The sequence below is a fragment of the Streptomyces blattellae genome (assembly GCF_009709555.1).
GTDB classification, from domain to species: Bacteria; Actinomycetota; Actinomycetes; order Streptomycetales; family Streptomycetaceae; genus Streptomyces; species Streptomyces blattellae.
Map to the genome: position 1 here is coordinate 21502 of NZ_WJBG01000150.1, position 14513 is coordinate 36014.

Annotated in this window: 11 protein-coding genes and 2 pseudogenes; 7 read left to right on the forward strand and 6 right to left on the reverse strand. The window is 70.2% G+C overall.

What is annotated here, in order from left to right:
• Positions 1-98: 98 nt before the first annotated feature.
• Positions 99-1184: pseudogene (locus tag GFH49_RS41530) on the forward strand (FAD-dependent oxidoreductase); the annotation flags it as partial.
• A gap of 546 nt (positions 1185-1730) precedes the next feature.
• Here GFH49_RS41530 and GFH49_RS41535 read toward each other — a convergent pair.
• Positions 1731-2042: a sigma factor-like helix-turn-helix DNA-binding protein gene (locus GFH49_RS41535; RefSeq protein WP_155056816.1), complete on the reverse strand. Its 312-nt coding sequence runs from the start codon at positions 2040-2042 to the stop codon at positions 1731-1733.
• A gap of 2010 nt (positions 2043-4052) precedes the next feature.
• Here GFH49_RS41535 and GFH49_RS41540 point away from each other — a divergent pair.
• Both GFH49_RS41540 and GFH49_RS17225 read left to right on the forward strand, forming a co-directional pair.
• Positions 4053-4349 (forward strand): helix-turn-helix domain-containing protein, encoded by a 297-nt coding sequence (locus GFH49_RS41540; protein WP_230396347.1) that lies wholly within the window; start codon positions 4053-4055, stop codon positions 4347-4349.
• 85 nt (positions 4350-4434) lie between these two features.
• Positions 4435-4914: a MarR family winged helix-turn-helix transcriptional regulator gene (locus tag GFH49_RS17225; RefSeq protein ID WP_155056778.1), complete on the forward strand. Its 480-nt coding sequence runs from the start codon at positions 4435-4437 to the stop codon at positions 4912-4914.
• A gap of 111 nt (positions 4915-5025) precedes the next feature.
• Here GFH49_RS17225 and GFH49_RS17230 read toward each other — a convergent pair whose 3' ends face one another.
• The gene (locus GFH49_RS17230) at positions 5026-5676 is read right to left on the reverse strand and encodes an FMN-dependent NADH-azoreductase (protein ID WP_155056779.1); all 651 of its coding nucleotides are present in this window, start codon (positions 5674-5676) and stop codon (positions 5026-5028) included.
• A 149-nt stretch (positions 5677-5825) separates the two neighbouring features.
• Here GFH49_RS17230 and GFH49_RS17235 point away from each other — a divergent pair, with 149 nt between their 5' ends.
• The 3 genes from GFH49_RS17235 (at position 5826) to GFH49_RS17245 (ending at position 8485) form a co-directional block, all read left to right on the forward strand.
• Positions 5826-6494 (forward strand): nitroreductase, encoded by a 669-nt coding sequence (locus GFH49_RS17235; protein ID WP_155056780.1) that lies wholly within the window; start codon positions 5826-5828, stop codon positions 6492-6494.
• Positions 6495-6616: 122 nt separating this feature from the next.
• Entirely contained in the window at positions 6617-7495 is an 879-nt protein-coding gene (locus tag GFH49_RS17240) for a sigma factor-like helix-turn-helix DNA-binding protein (RefSeq protein ID WP_155056781.1), read from the forward strand.
• Positions 7496-7573: 78 nt separating this feature from the next.
• A complete protein-coding gene (locus tag GFH49_RS17245) occupies positions 7574-8485 on the forward strand; it encodes a sigma-70 family RNA polymerase sigma factor (protein WP_155056782.1) in 912 nt (303 codons plus the stop codon).
• Between the two features lie 423 nt (positions 8486-8908).
• On the opposite strand, the gene cpt is transcribed toward GFH49_RS17245, so the two are convergent.
• A complete protein-coding gene (cpt, locus tag GFH49_RS17250; RefSeq protein WP_196218027.1) occupies positions 8909-9442 on the reverse strand; it encodes a chloramphenicol phosphotransferase CPT in 534 nt (177 codons plus the stop codon).
• 205 nt (positions 9443-9647) lie between these two features.
• Here cpt and GFH49_RS17255 point away from each other — a divergent pair.
• Positions 9648-10267 (forward strand): annotated as a pseudogene (locus GFH49_RS17255) (TetR/AcrR family transcriptional regulator).
• Between the two features lie 207 nt (positions 10268-10474).
• On the opposite strand, the gene GFH49_RS17265 reads toward GFH49_RS17255, so the two are convergent.
• From GFH49_RS17265 to GFH49_RS17275, 3 genes are read right to left on the reverse strand one after another with little or no spacing between them, the layout of a single operon-like run.
• On the reverse strand, positions 10475-11638 hold the full coding sequence (locus GFH49_RS17265) for a glycosyltransferase (protein WP_196218028.1): 1164 nt from the start codon (positions 11636-11638) through the stop codon (positions 10475-10477).
• Positions 11639-11685: 47 nt separating this feature from the next.
• On the reverse strand, positions 11686-13011 hold the full coding sequence (locus GFH49_RS17270) for a nucleotide sugar dehydrogenase (protein ID WP_155056784.1): 1326 nt from the start codon (positions 13009-13011) through the stop codon (positions 11686-11688).
• A gap of 17 nt (positions 13012-13028) precedes the next feature.
• Positions 13029-14492: a glycosyltransferase family 4 protein gene (locus GFH49_RS17275; RefSeq protein WP_155056785.1), complete on the reverse strand. Its 1464-nt coding sequence runs from the start codon at positions 14490-14492 to the stop codon at positions 13029-13031.
• Positions 14493-14513 lie beyond the last annotated feature (21 nt).

The window sequence follows — 14513 nt, forward strand, 5'->3', positions numbered from 1 at the left end:
CGGACGTGTCACAGATTCCGGGACAGCCCGGTCGTACTGGGTGAGACCCAAGGCGATCGGAGCGGACCGTGGCCATCAGCGAACAACGTCTTTCCACCATGGTGCTGGTGATCGGCACCGGAGGAGCTGGGCTGCGAGCAGCCATCGAACTGGCCGAGGCCGGCATGGATGTCCTCGCGGTCGGCAAGCGTCCCAAGGACGACGCCCATACGGCACTCGCTGCCGGGGGAATCAACGCAGCCCTGGCCACGATGGATCCCGAGGACAGCTGGCGGCAGCACGCGGCGGACACGCTCAAAGAGAGTTATCTGCTCGCCGACCCCCGCACCGTGCGGATCGTCGCCCAGGGCGCCGCTCGGGGCATCGACGATCTGGAGCGTTACGGCATGGCTTTCGCCAGGGAGGAGGACGGCCGGATCTCCCAGCGGTTCTTCGGCGCGCACAAGTTCCGGCGGACCGCCTTCGCCGGTGACTACACGGGACTGGAGATCCAGCGCACGCTCATCAGGCGCGCGGACCAGCTCAAGATCCCGGTGCTGGAAGGCGTCTACATCACCCGGCTCCTGGTGCATGACGGTGCCGTCTTCGGCGCATACGGCTTCGACCTCACCGACGGGACGCGCTATCTGATCCACGCGGACGCCGTGATTCTTGCCGCGGGTGGCCACACCCGCATCTGGCGGCGCACGTCCTCGCGGCGCGACGAGAACACCGGGGACTCCTTCCGTCTGGCCGTGGAGGCCGGCGCCCGTCTGCGCGACCCCGAGCTGGTCCAGTTCCATCCTTCGGGCATCATCGAGCCGGAGAACGCGGCCGGCACCCTCGTCAGCGAGGCCGCCCGGGGTGAGGGCGGGATCCTGCGCAATGCCCTCGGGGAACGGTTCATGGCGCGCTACGACCCTGACCGCATGGAGCTGTCCACGCGCGACCGCGTGGCCCTGGCCGCCTACACCGAGATCAAGGAAGGGCGCGGGACGCCGAAGGGCGGCGTATGGCTCGACGTCTCCCATCTGCCCCGGCAGACGATCATGTCGCGGCTCCCCCGCGTCTACCAGACGCTGCTGGACCTGCAGATGCTGGACATCACCCGCGAGCCGATCGAGATCGCGCCGACCGCCCACTACTCGATGGGCGGAGTGTGGGTACGCCCTGAGGACCACAGCACGGACGTGCGTGGGCTGTACGCCATCGGCGAGGCGTCGAGCGGGCTGCACGGTGCCAATCGCCTCGGTGGGAACAGCCTCATCGAGCTGCTGGTCTTCGGCCGCATCACGGGCCGGGCGGCAGCCGCCCACGCACAGTCCCTGACCGTGCAACGCCGGTCGCCGTCAGCGATCGCGCAGGCCCGCGCGGAGATCGACGATCTTCTCGTCGCTGATGGAGCGGAGAACGTCCGCGCGCTGCAACGCGCCATCCGCAACACCATGACCGAGCATGCCGGAGTCGTACGCGACGAGGAGGGCCTTCGCGCCGGGCTGGCTGAGCTGGGCGTGATCGAGAAGAGGATGGACGACATGGGCATCCATCCCGACATCGCCGGCTACCAGGATCTGGCCCACGCCTTCGATCCGTCCACGAGAGTTCCCAGGATGTCGAACACGACCAGATCGATGTCAGCGCGCGCGGGCATACCGCATGGTAATCCACCCCGGCCATATCCGGATCCGCACGGTCGGGACGGATGCGGAGCCCGGCTTCTCGTGATTGCAGCGGGTGTGCCAAAGCGACGCCTATTCGCTTTCCGCGGGCGACACCGTCCCGCCGGCCGATTGCTGGTCGGCGTCCATGGAAAGGACTTTTTCCAAGCGCGGAAGGTCACCGGCCTGGGCTGCCGCGAAGAATGCCTGGACGAGCCGCCGGTATGCGATGGAGTCCACGGGCTGCTTGCGACGGTTCCCGGCGAGGCGGGACTGGGCACGGGTGACCTGCTGGCGCGCATTGACCACGCTGAGGTGCAGGATCTCGGAGATGCTGCTGTAGGGGTAGCCGAATCCCTCCCGCAGGACATACGCGGCGCGTTGCCGCGGCGTGAGTGCTTCCATCAGCAGGAGGACCGCTCTTTCGACGGCGTCGCGCCCTTCGGCTGCCGCTTCCGGGGTTGCGCGGGTGTCCACCGCTTCGGGGAGCCAGGGGCCGGCCGAGGACTCTCGCCGTCTCCAGGCTCCCGAAAACTGCTCGACTCGGTCGTCACGGGTCCGCTCGACAAGCGGGTGCGCGACCGCATCGTCGCCGAGACCCGCGGCAACCCGCTTGCGCTGCTCGAACTGCCCCGCGAGTTGAGCACCCTGGATCTGGCCGACGACTTCGGGCGCCCTGACGCGACGCCTCTGGCGAACCAGCTTGAGAAGAGCTTTCTCCAGCGTGTCCGGTCGCTCCCGGCCGAGACGCAACGCCTGCTGTTCACCGCCGCCGCCGAGCCGGTGGGGGACGTGACGTTGTTGAGGCGTGCGGCGGAACTGCTGGGCGTCGCCATGGACACCGCCGCGGTGAACGCAGAAGCGTCAGGGCTGATCACCCTCGGTGCCTGGGTGCGCTTCCGGCACCCGCTGGTGCGCTCGGCGGTCTATCGCATGGCGGGCCTGGACGACCGGCGCGAGGTCCACAGAGCGCTGGCCGACGCGACCGACGCCGAACTCGATCCCGACCGCCGGGCATGGCATCTGGCACGCGCGACGGCGGCGCCGGACGAGGCGGTCGCCGCCGAACTGGAGCGCTCGGCGGGCCGGGCGCAGGCGCGGGGCGGTGTCGCCGCGGCTGCCGCCTTTCTCGATCGGGCTGCCGAGCTGACCCCCGACCCGGCACGCCGCGGCGCCAGGGCGCTGGCAGCGGCGCAGGCCAAGTACCAGGCCGGCGCGTTCGAGGCCGCGCGAGAACTGGCGGACGCGGCGGAGCTGGGTCCGCTGGACGAACTCGGGGCCGCGCAGGCGAAACTGCTGCGCGGGCGGATCATGTCCGCGGCCCAGAGCGCCAGCACCGGTCTGCCCACGCTGCTCGAAGCGGCCAAGCGATTCGAGACGCTCGACGCCAGGATCGCCCGCGAGACCTACCGGGACGCGATCTACGCGGCTCTCACCGCCGGCCGGCTGCCGAGGGGCGGCGTCCTCGACGTGGCCAACGCCGTGCTCAGCGCACCGACGCCCGGTGAACCGACGCGTGACGATCTCCTCCTGGACGGCGTGGCGCGGGTGACGACGGACGGTTACGCCGCCGGCGCACCGCTGGTGCTCCAGGCGCTGACCGTATTCCGTACCGAAGGGGCCACCAAGGAAGAGGGACTCGGCTGGCTCCCGCTCGCCTGCCGCATGGCTCACAGCACATGGGACTTCGAGACCTGGTCCGTGCTCTCGGCGCGGTTGGTCGACCTGGCCCGCGAGACGGGCGCGTTGTCCATACTGCCGTCGGCTCTGCTGCTGCGTCTGTCGAACCGGGTCTTCGCCGGCGACCTCGCCCTGGCCGACTCGCTTGTCGTGGAGGCGTCCGCGATCGGCGAGGCGATCGGCAGCAGCTTCTTCGCGCACTACGGAGCGCTGGTCGTCGAGCCGTGGAAGGGCCGGGAGTCCTCGACCCGCCGGGCGATCGATGCCATCACCCAAGACCTTCTGCTCCGCGGGGAAGGCAAGGCGGTGACCGCCACGCAGTGGGCGGCGGCGGTGCTCTACAACGGCCTCGGTCGGTACGAGGAGGCCTATGCGGCGGCGAAGCGCGGCTGCGAGAACCTGTCGGAACTCGGCCTGTCGCTGCAGTCGATGGTTGAGCTGACCGAGGCGTCCGTACGCCTCGGGCGGCCGGAACACGCTGCCGAGGCGGTCCAGAGGATCGGCGAGATGGCGCAGGCCAGCGGCACTGACTGGGCTCTTGGCACCTCGGCCTGCGCCCATGCTCTGGTGAGCGACGGGCAGGTCGCCGACGCTTTGTATCGTGAGGCGATCGAGCGGCTCGGCACCACCGAGGTGCGGATGGAGAGCGCGCGCGTCCGGCTGCTCTACGGCGAGTGGCTGCGTCGCGAGAACCGCCGTACCGATGCCCGTGCGCAGCTGGGCGCCGCCCACGACATGCTCAGCGGCATCGGGGCCGAGGCCTTCGCGGAACGCGCGCGACGCGAGTTGCAGGCCACGGGAGCCAAGGTGCGCAGGTACACCGCCGCGACAGACGTGGCGCTCACTCCTCAGGAAGCGCACATCGCTCGTCTCGTCGGCGACGGCCTCACCAACCCCGAGATCGGCGCCCAGTTGTTCATCAGCCCGCACACGGTCGAGTGGCACCTGCGCAAGGTGTTCTCGAAGCTCGGCATCTCCTCCCGCAAGGAGATCCGCACCATGCGCCTCGCGGGCGAGGCTACGTCGGCCTAGGCCCTCCGGCCGCGACCGGATCTGCCGAGCCGATTCGGTTTCCATCGCAACCGTATCGAATGAATGGGGGCGGTACCGTGGCCCCATGACCACCGACGTTCCTCCCGAGACCACCGCCTCGCGTGCGACCGACCGGCCCGGGGACGCATCGCCTTTCGCTCTCGGCCTGCTGCTGCGCCGCGCGCACTGGCACGCGGCCACGGTGATGGCGGAGGCGCTCCGGCCCCTCGGAATCGAGCTGCGGCATTTCGCCGTGCTGATCGTGCTGGTCGACCGCGGGCCCACGGTGCAGCGGGACCTGGTCACGGCGACGGGGTCGGACAAGGCGGGGATCATGCGGGTCGTGGACGACCTGGAGCGTAAGGGGCTGGCCGTGCGCAAGGCGGTTCCCGGGGACCGGCGGGTGCGCGCGGTGGAGATCACGCCGCAGGGCATCGAGCTTTTCGACGCGGCTCATGTGGCGGCGATGCCACTGGCTGAGCATCTGGTTGCCGGACTGGGTCCCGGCGAGGCCGAGCAACTGACCGACCTGCTGACCCGGTTCGCCCATCCCCCGGGTCGGTGACCGACAGGCGCACCCGGACACGGGCCGGCTGCCGGGTGAGCCATGCCGTCGGCGGCGGGAACGCCGTGTGACGCCCTGGGGCGAGGCGTCACACGGCGACCATGTCCGGGGCTATGCGGCGAAGCGCTCCGCGAACTCCTTGGCCTTGGCGGTCGCGTCCTCGAAGGCCCGCTCGCGGGAGGCCTGGTAGAGGGGGACCAGTTCGGACATGGCCGGGTTGCGGGGCGCCATGGTGAGTTCCGGGACGATGAAGTGGAGGTCCAGGCGGAGGGTGCCCTTGAGGACGGCCTCCAGGTAGTTCTGGACGAACTCGAAGCCCTCGCGCGGGGTGCCCGGCGCGTAGGAGCCGCCGCGGCTGGCGACCACGATGACCGGAGTGCCCTGGGCGGACGGTGTCTCACCCGCGGTACGTCCGAGCAGCAGCACACTGTCCAGCCACGCCTTGAGCGTCGACGGAATCGAGAAGTTGTACATCGGGGCGCCGATCAGGACGGTGTCCGCCTGCTCCAGTTCCTCGATGAGCTCCACGCGCGCGGCGAACGCGGCGGACTGCTCCGGGGTGCGCTCGGACGGGGCGGCGTAGCCGGCGGACCAGGCGTCGGCGGTGATGTGCGGGACGGGGTCGGAAGCGAGGTCGCGGTAGATCACCGTGCCTTCCGGGTGCTGCTCCTCCCAGGCCGTGCGGAAGGCAGCCGCGACCGAGCGGGACGAGGACGCCTCGCCAGGGAACACGGACGAGTCGATGTGCAGCAGCGTGGCCATGGACTTTCTCCAGAGAGCTGTGCCCCGGGGCAGGGGCCGCGGGCGATGGATGAATACTCAACGTTAGTTAAACGCGAGACTGTATTGAATGATACCATCGTGAGTGCAACGGAGGGGGGAAACGTTGAGCACACGGGAGGTAGACGATCTTGGACGTCTATGAGGCGGTCACGAGTCGGCGCGCGGTACGTGGATTCACCGACCGGCCTGTAGCGAGGGAGGTACTGGAGCGCGTGCTGTCCGCTGCGGCCTGGACGCCCTCCGCATCGAATCTTCAGCCGTGGCACGCCTATGTGCTGACCGGCGAGCGACTGGCCGAACTCAAGAAGCGCGCCTGCGAGCGCGTGGATGCAGGCGACCCCTGGGACGAGCCGGAGTACGAGCAGTACCCGCCCGCGCTGAAGTCCCCGTACGCCGAGCGCCGTTCCGCCTTCGGTGAGCAGCGCTACGGCGCACTCGGAATTCCGCGCGAGGACCTGGAGGCACGCCAGCGGGCCGCGTCCGCGAACTGGGACTGCTTCGGCGCACCCGCCGCTCTGTTCTGCTACATCGACCGCGCCATGGGTCCGGCCCAGTGGTCCGACGTCGGCATGTTCCTCCAGACCGTCATGCTGCTGCTCCGCGCCGAAGCGCTGCACAGCTGCACGCAGATGGCATGGGCGAAGTATCACAAGACCGTCGCGGAGGTCCTGTCACCCCCGGACGAACTGGTCCTCTTCTGCGGCATGTCGATCGGGTTCGAGGACGCCACGGCGGACCGCACCCGTACGGGCCGGGCACCGCTCGACGAGACGGTCACCTTCGTCGACTGCTACTAGCCCGACCCGCTCCTCCTACCCGGCCGTCACCCGGTCGGCGGCGGGCATGGTGTCACGAGATCCGGGTGTGTCCGGTCTAAGGATTGAGACGGAAGGCTCGGCCGACGGACGGAGGATGCCGTATGGACCACCCGGACGCGGTGCCGATCGCGGAGTTGCTCGACGAGCGCCGGATTCTGCTGGACGTCGCCTACTGGATGCTGGGCAGTCCGGGTGAGGCGGAGAGCGTGGTCGACGAGACCTACCGCAGGTGGTACGGGCTGTCCGACGCTGCACGACAGGAGATCAGGACGCCCCGGTCCTGGCTGGCGAGCACGGCGGGCGGCATCTGTCTGGTCCGCCTGGCCCGCCCGGGCCGGGAGCAGGCCGGCCCCAGAGACGGTCACCGCAGGGAGGCGGCGGATGCCCAGGGAGCGCAGGCGGAGCTGGAGGCCGAGGTCAGCCGGGTTCTGCTGCACGCGCTGGATTCCCTGTCGCCTGCCGAGCGGGCGGTGTTCGTGCTCAATGACGTCTTCGGGATGGCTCCGGGCGCGGTCGCCGACATCGTCGGGCGCACCGAGCCGGAGTGCGCCGAACTCGCCGAGCGGGCACGTCGGTGTCTTCGCCGGCAGCGTTCACGCCCCACGACACCGCAACGGCACGATGCCCTTGCCCGCGCGGTTCGTGAGGCGTGCGTGAGCCAGGACGCGGAGCTGCTGGCCTCCCTGCTGTGCCCGGACGCCACGGCGTTCTTCGACGGGGGCGGCAAGGTCCGTGCCCTGACCGGGCCGGTCCACGGCAGTCGGCAAGTCGCCCACAGTCTGCTCACCCTCCTGGCCCGTCGCCCACGCACCACCGTGAACACCCAGTCCGTCAATGGCCGCACCGGCCTCGTCGCCCGCTACGACCACCAGGTCGCCGCCGTCATCAGCCTCGACATCGCCGACCAGCATGTCGCACAGGTCTGGGTCGTCCTCAACCCCGACAAACTGCGTTCCTGGAACCAGCCCCCCGCCACATAGCGAGTGCCCATGCTCTTACCGCACCGTTGGGGAGCACTCTGTCCCTGCCTGAGGCTCTGGAAGGAGAACCGGAGGACCATGGACCTCGACCCGCCTCCCACGACAGACAGCCTCGACGACGCCTTGGCTGTCTTCGTGCAGCACCGACCGCGCCTGTTCGGCATCGCCTACCGCATCCTCGGCAGTGCGGTCGAGGCTGAGGACGTGGTCCAAGAGGTATGGCTGCGCTGGCAGAAGACCGACCGCTCCGTCGTGGTCAGCCCGGTGGCCTTCCTCTCCACTACGACCACCCGCCTGGCCGTCAATGTTGCCCAGTCTGCCCGTGTGCGCCGGGAAACCTACATCGGACCGTGGCTGCCGGAGCCCATCGACACGAGCTCCGACCCGGAGGCCGGCGCGCAGCGCGCGGAGGCCCTTGAACTGGCGCTGCTGCTGGTCCTGGAGAAGCTGAGCCCCACCGAGCGCGCCGCGTATGTACTGCGCGAGGCATTCGACTATGCCTATCCCGAGATCGCCGAGATCCTTCGACTCAGCCTCGTCAACGTGCGGCAGATCGTCAGCCGCGCGCGCAGGCATCTGTCGGCCGAGCAACGGGGGAGCGTGGACACCGCGGAGCACCGGCGCCTCCTCACCGCGTTCGTCTCAGCGGCTCAAACGGGAGACGTGGCATCGCTTGAGGCCCTTCTCACCCCCGATGCCGTCAGCCTGTCCGACGGCAACGGCATGCGAGGCTGCGCTCGGCTGCCTGTGCTGGGCCGCGCACGTGTGGCCAGGCTGTCGACGTACCGGCAGTTGTGGCGGGAAGCGGAGCCCGAGTTCGTGGACGCCAACGGCTGTACGGGCGTGCTGGTCCGACGAGCGGGCCAACCGGTCGCGTTCATGACGGTCGCCGCCTCGGCCGAGGGCGTCCACAAGGTGCTGTGGCTGTTCAGCCCGAGCAAGATCATCGCTTTCCTGGATTCGCGTTCCCGCTTCGCGACTCGTCCCTGACCGGGTGATGCGTGGCTGCGGCAGGGCCGCGGAATGCCACACCGGCCGGCGGCTCTGTGCCGTCGCGATGTCAGTGCCCGCGGTCAGGTTCGCCCATGTCACCGTCGGCTGTCGCCTTGGGAGGCGTGATGCCCAACCGGCCGGGTCAGCCCCTTGGAAGGAGCCGAATCCGCCGTGTGAGGCGGTGCCCCGAATGGTTCGAACCCGGGGAGCCGCTCGCCAGAGGACGGCCGCCGCACCCCTGGTGACATCCCCCGTCATCGAGGTGGTCGTCGAACACATGGGCGTCGCGGTGGACGACAACACCGTCGAAGGCCCCTTGCTCAGCGTGGCTCAGCGTGGTGATGGAGAACGCGCGGGGCGGTCCGGTGCAGACCGCTGAAGTCCCCCGGGAGCCGATCCGGCGATCAGGTGGTCAGGTGGTCAGGTGACGTGAGCGGCGATGGTTCGCGCGCACAGCAGGGACTCGGTATGCGTCGTGTCCACCTCCACGTCGTAGCGCACCCCTTCGTGCACCACATCCGCCTGCGACACGGCCATCCCACGAACGCGGTCTCCGCGTGCCACCTCACGACCCGCGGCGACCGCACTCTCACATCTGACACCGGCCCACAACACGGCCAGCCCGTCCACAGACTTCTGCCATCGCTGCTGGGACCCCGCTCCGCCGAGGAACACGTCATCGATGATGACCCTGGCGCCCGCACGGGCCATGGCCGCGACACCGTCCATCCAGGCCGCCTGCAGCGCCATGAACTCCGCCCCGACGCTCACCCCGCCGTCCGCGGCGAACACGATGCCCTCGTCCGACGCCTGCATCCTCGCGGGCAGAGCGTCGACGAACGAGTCGCACCCGAACGCCAGCCATGGATCGGGCAGTTCGGCCTGGAGACACCGTACGATCCCGGACTTTCCCGAGCTCGAACCACCGTTGAGGATGATCATCTGAGTCGTCACCACGCCACGGTAGGGCGTTCTGCGATCCGCACGAAACGAAAGGGAGCCGTTGAATGCCTGGAGTTTCGATCATCATCTCGACATGGGTCAGGGGGCAGCGACGCCCGTGGGCGGCCGAACGGATGTCACACCTTGATCACGGCGCCCGCGAAGGCTCACCACCACACATGTCCCACTGGGACATCACCGGGGTAGCCTCGAAGTCATGAAGGCGACGCAGTCCACCGCCTCTCCGCCCCGCACCGCCCCGGAACCCGCCACCCCGGAAGACCGCCGGCAGCGCAAGGCCCGCCAGACCCGTAACGCCCTGGCCACCGCCGCCCTCGACCTGATCCTGGAGCGCGGCCTGGCGGCCACCACGGTGGAGGCGATCGCCCAGCGGGCGGATGTCACGCGGCGCACCTTCAGCCGGCACTTCACCGGCAAGGAGGACGCCGCCCTGGACTTCGTCCGCGGGGACGGCGCCCGTATCAACGCCCTGCTCCGCGCCCGCCCCGCCGCCGAGCCGCCACTGCTCGCCTACCGCAGGGCGGTACGGGACTGGCTGGCCGACGAGGAGAACCCCGCCCGGCACCTGCGCCCGCGGATGCGGCGGCTGCTGGCGCTGGTGGACCGCGAGCCCACGCTGTTCGCCGCGTACGAACGCATCAGGTCGACGCCCAGGAGGAGTCGGCCCGCATCATCGCCGACCGGCTCGGCACCGACGACGTCCGGGACGTGCGCCCGGCCGTGGTCGCCGAGCTGATCGCCTTCCTGCTGTCCGAGCGGGCCTCCTTCGTCCACGGCGGCTACCATCTCGTCGACGGCGCCTACACCGCCGTATGAGATCTCCGCCCTGCCCGACTTCGCGCAGAACACCGGAACGCCGCGGCGGGCACAGGTCGCCGTGGTCGTGTGCGGGGCCTGGGTCGGGCTCGCACACGGTGAGGTCGGTGACGGCGAACCGCAACGGCAGCGAGGCGATGGGCGGGTGGACCCGCAGTGTCTCCTCGACGACAGCAGGGCGTCGGCCGCGTCGCCGATGAGGTCGACCTAGCTGGACCTGGCCGTGGAGGTGGGCGTGTTGCGGCAGGTGCCGTCGTTCATCGCGTTCGACTCCGCCACCCACTTCTCCAGCCACCCTGCGAACTCGTCGGCCCGCGCAGGCCAGTTGAGTTCGGTGAGGGCCGCGTTGCGCCCCCGTCGCGCGGCGCGCAGCCGCAGTTCGGCGTCACTGCTCAGGCGCCGTATCGCGGCCGCGGCCGCCGCCGGGTCCTCATAAGGGACGACGAGGCCACAGCCGTGGTCCCGGACGAGTTCGGCGGCGAGAGGGGTCGGCGTGGTGACGACGGGGACGCCGTAAGCCATGTACTCGACGACCTTGGTGGGGCGTGAGTGGCGGTAGTTGGGCTGGTCGTGCAGGAGAGAGAGGCCGGCCGTGGCGCCGGACAGCAGGGCGAGGGCGCGGTCGTTGGGCAGGAAGTCGTGCCAGTGCAGGACGCCGTCGCGGTCGGCCTCGGCGAGCGCGTCGCGTACGTCGCAGTCCGCTGCGCCGATCACTTCGATCCGGACCGACGGGCCGAGCAGTCGGGCCGTCTCGATCAGGTCCAGCGCGCCGCGGGCCCGAGACAGATGCCCCACGTAGACGACCCGGTCGTCGCCGGGCGGAGCCGGCACGGCAGCCGGCACGGCGGCGAGGTTCGGCACCACCGGGTGGGAGCGGCGAAAGCGCGCCCGGTAGGCGTCCTCGGCGAGCAGCAGGCGTATCCGGCGCTCCGCCAGGCGTTCCGCCGCGCGCACCGCGAGCCGCAGGGGCGGGCGCAACGGCCCCGGCACCCAGCCCTTCATAACCAGTGCCGCCGCCGTGTCCTCGTGCACGTCCCACACCGTCACCGGAGACCGGCCGGTGCGCTGCCACCGACGCAGGGCGCCGGGGAGGGCCAGCAGCAGTTCGGGGTCGTGCAGCAGCACCAGATCCACTTCGGGCCCCCGTTCGGCGAGCAGGGCGCGGGCCGCACGCAGTGCCGCGCGGCGGCTGCGGCCCGCGGCCCGCGGCAGGTCCACCCCCTCGACGAACGGCCGCGGCGCCACTGAGCGGGCGGTGAAGGGGGCCGCGTAGACGATCTCGTGGCCGCGATCCCTCAGGGCCGTTATCTCCCTGTGCAGGATGCGAGCGTCCTCGGGGTGGTGCACGACGGTGACGACGAGTATCCGCATCAGGGCGCCTTTCAACTCCGTGGGACCGGACCGTGAGGAGGAGCTGTCTAGAGCTCCTCGATCCCCGGCCGGAAGATCCGCCCCCGGGTGTCGAACAGCAGTCGGGCCTCATCGGCGAGGGCGGGCAGGTCGTAGGCCGAGTGGTCCTGCAGCAGGATCGTCAGGTCGTGGTCCCGCGCGGCCGCGATGGCGTCGCCGACACGGGGGACGGCCACGCCGTCGACGGACCACTCGGGCACGTGGGGGTCGTGGAAGGAGATCTCCGCCTCCCGTTCCCGCAGCAGCCGGGCCACCGGCACTGCGGGCGACTCGCGTTGGTCGGCCACGTCGGGCTTGTAGGTGACACCCATGAGCAGCACCCGGGAGCCGTGCACCGGCCTGCCGACGCTGTTGAGGAGGTCCTGGGCGCGGCGCACGACGTACTCCGGCATCCGGCGGTTGATCTCCTGGGCGAGCCCGACGAAGCGGAACTCGTAGCCGAGCGATGAACGCACCTTGTACGACAGGTAGTTGGGGTCGATCGGAATGCAGTGCCCGCCCACTCCGGCACCGGGTCTGAAGGCTTGGAAGCCGAACGGCTTGGTGGCGGCGCAGCGGATGGCGTCCCAGACGTCGACGTGCAACTCGTGGCTGATGATGGTCAGTTCGTTGACCAGGGCGATGTTGACGTGCCGGTACGTGTTCTCGATGAGCTTGGCCAGTTCGGCCTCGCGGGTGCCCTTCGCCTGGACGACGGTGTCGACGAGCTTGCCGTAGAGGGCGACGGCGCGTGCCGCGCATGACGGGGTGCAGCCGCCGACGACCTTCGGGGTGTCGCGCAGTTGGTGCGTGGAGTTGCCGGGATCGATGCGCTCCGGTGAGAACGCCAGGGCGAAGTCCTCACCGACGCGCAGCCCGGACTCCTCCAGCAACGGGCGGACGATCTCCTCGGTGGTGCCGGGGTAGGTGGTCGACTCCAGGACGACGAGCTGCCCGCGCCGCAGCCGCCCGGCGATCGTCCGGGTGGCGTCGGTCACCGCGCTCAGATCGGGGCCCCCGTCCTGGCCCAGCGGGGTGGGCACACAGATGACCATGTTCTGTGCTCGGGCGAGACAGAGGTCGTCCGTGTATGCCGTGAATCCTGCCGCCCGCATGCGGCGGACGTCCTCGTCGGACACGTCGTCGACGTGCGAGTGCCCGGCGTTCAGCGCGGTGACGACGTCGGCGTTCCGGTCGAGCCCCACGACTCTCAGGCCGACCGAGGTCGCCTCCCGAGCGAGGGGCAGCCCGACGTAGCCGAGTCCGAGCACCGCGAGTTCGACGTCGTCGGTCTCTTCTTCGTGCCCGAACGGTTGGCTCGCATCCCCGAGCGGTTCAGTCTCGTCGACCTGCATACGGGTTCACCCGGCTTTCAGGGCGGGAGTCGGCATCCAAGCGCGCGATAGGCATCGCGGGTCATGGCGGCGACTCGGCTCCAGGTACGCGCCCGCGCGACGATGGAGCGGGCGTTCATTCCCATTTCAATTCGCCGATTCTGAGAATAAAACAGCTCTTCGATAACTTCTGCCCAGGTTTGCGGGGATTCAGAGGGAATCAGCTCACCGCTTGCACCGGGTTCGACCAGCTCCCTCATCGCGGCGAGATCACTGGCCACGACCGGCAGACCGCTCGCCATCGCCTCGACCGGCTTGAGTGGTGTCACCAGACGGCAGACGCGCTCGTCGGTGCGCGGCACCGCGAACACGTCCAACACCGCGTGATACGACCGCACTTGGTCGTGCGGCACCCGTCCGGTGAACAGGGCGCCTCCGTCTGACAGACCGAGCCGGACGGCCAGCGCCCGCAGCGCCGCCCGCTCCGGGCCGTCGCCCACGATCAGCAGCCGTACGGGGACGCCGCGGCGGCGCAGCTCGGCACCCGCATGGAGTAATGTGCCGATTCCCTCGTATGGAGTAAGACTGCTGACGGTGCCGACGACGAAGTCGTCCGGCGGGATACCGAGGCGGGCGCGCAGCGGCGCCCCGTCCGGCAGCGGAGCCAGGAAGTCGTCGGCCACCGCGTTCGGCGCGATCAGGACCCGTTCCCCGGGCACTCCACGGGCCACGATCTCGGCGCGCATCGCCGCACCCAGCGTCAGGACCAGATCGGCCTCGCGCATGCAGTACGTCTCAAGCGCCCGCCGCGTGCGGTAGGTCGGGGCGTCCGGGCTGCGCCCCGGGGCCTGCGTCAGCCAGGTCTCCTCCAGAAAGCCCCGCACCTCGTAGACCACGGGCAGCCCGTAGGTCTCGCGCAGAGCGAGTGCGACCCGTCCGTTGCCGTGGTCGGTGGCCGCGTGCAGGACGGCGGGCCGCAGCCGCTCCACCAGCCGCCCGGCCAGCTCGGCGTTGCGGGCCAGCACGGCCTCCTGCCCGTACGGCAGCCGCGACGGCAGCAGTCGGTGCTGCGGTACGCCGCCCACGATCTGCAGCGGGCGGGCATCCAGCACGCCCTGCGCCACCGGGAAACCGACGCGCGTGACCACGTGCGGATCGAGTCCGTCCGCCCGCTGGGCCTCGGCGAGTTTCTGGGTGCGCACGGTGTAGCCGGCGTGCTTGAACGGCAGCCCGTTGGTGACCAGATGGAGTACCCGGCCCGGCACCGGAGTAACGGCCCGCCCGGTGGGGGCGGGCACCCGCGCCGTACCGGACGGAGTGGCGGTGGGCCCGGCCGTGCGGGCGCGGGCGGCGAGCCGCCGTTCGACGGCCCTCAAGCGGCCCCCGACGGGGGTCGGCAGCAGCCGCAGACCGAGCAGTGCCGCCCGGACGGGATCCTGGCGCAACTCGCCCCACGCCACGGAGGCAGCCAGACTGAGAGCACGAGGGACATGACGTGACATACCGGCACATTAGGTCGACAG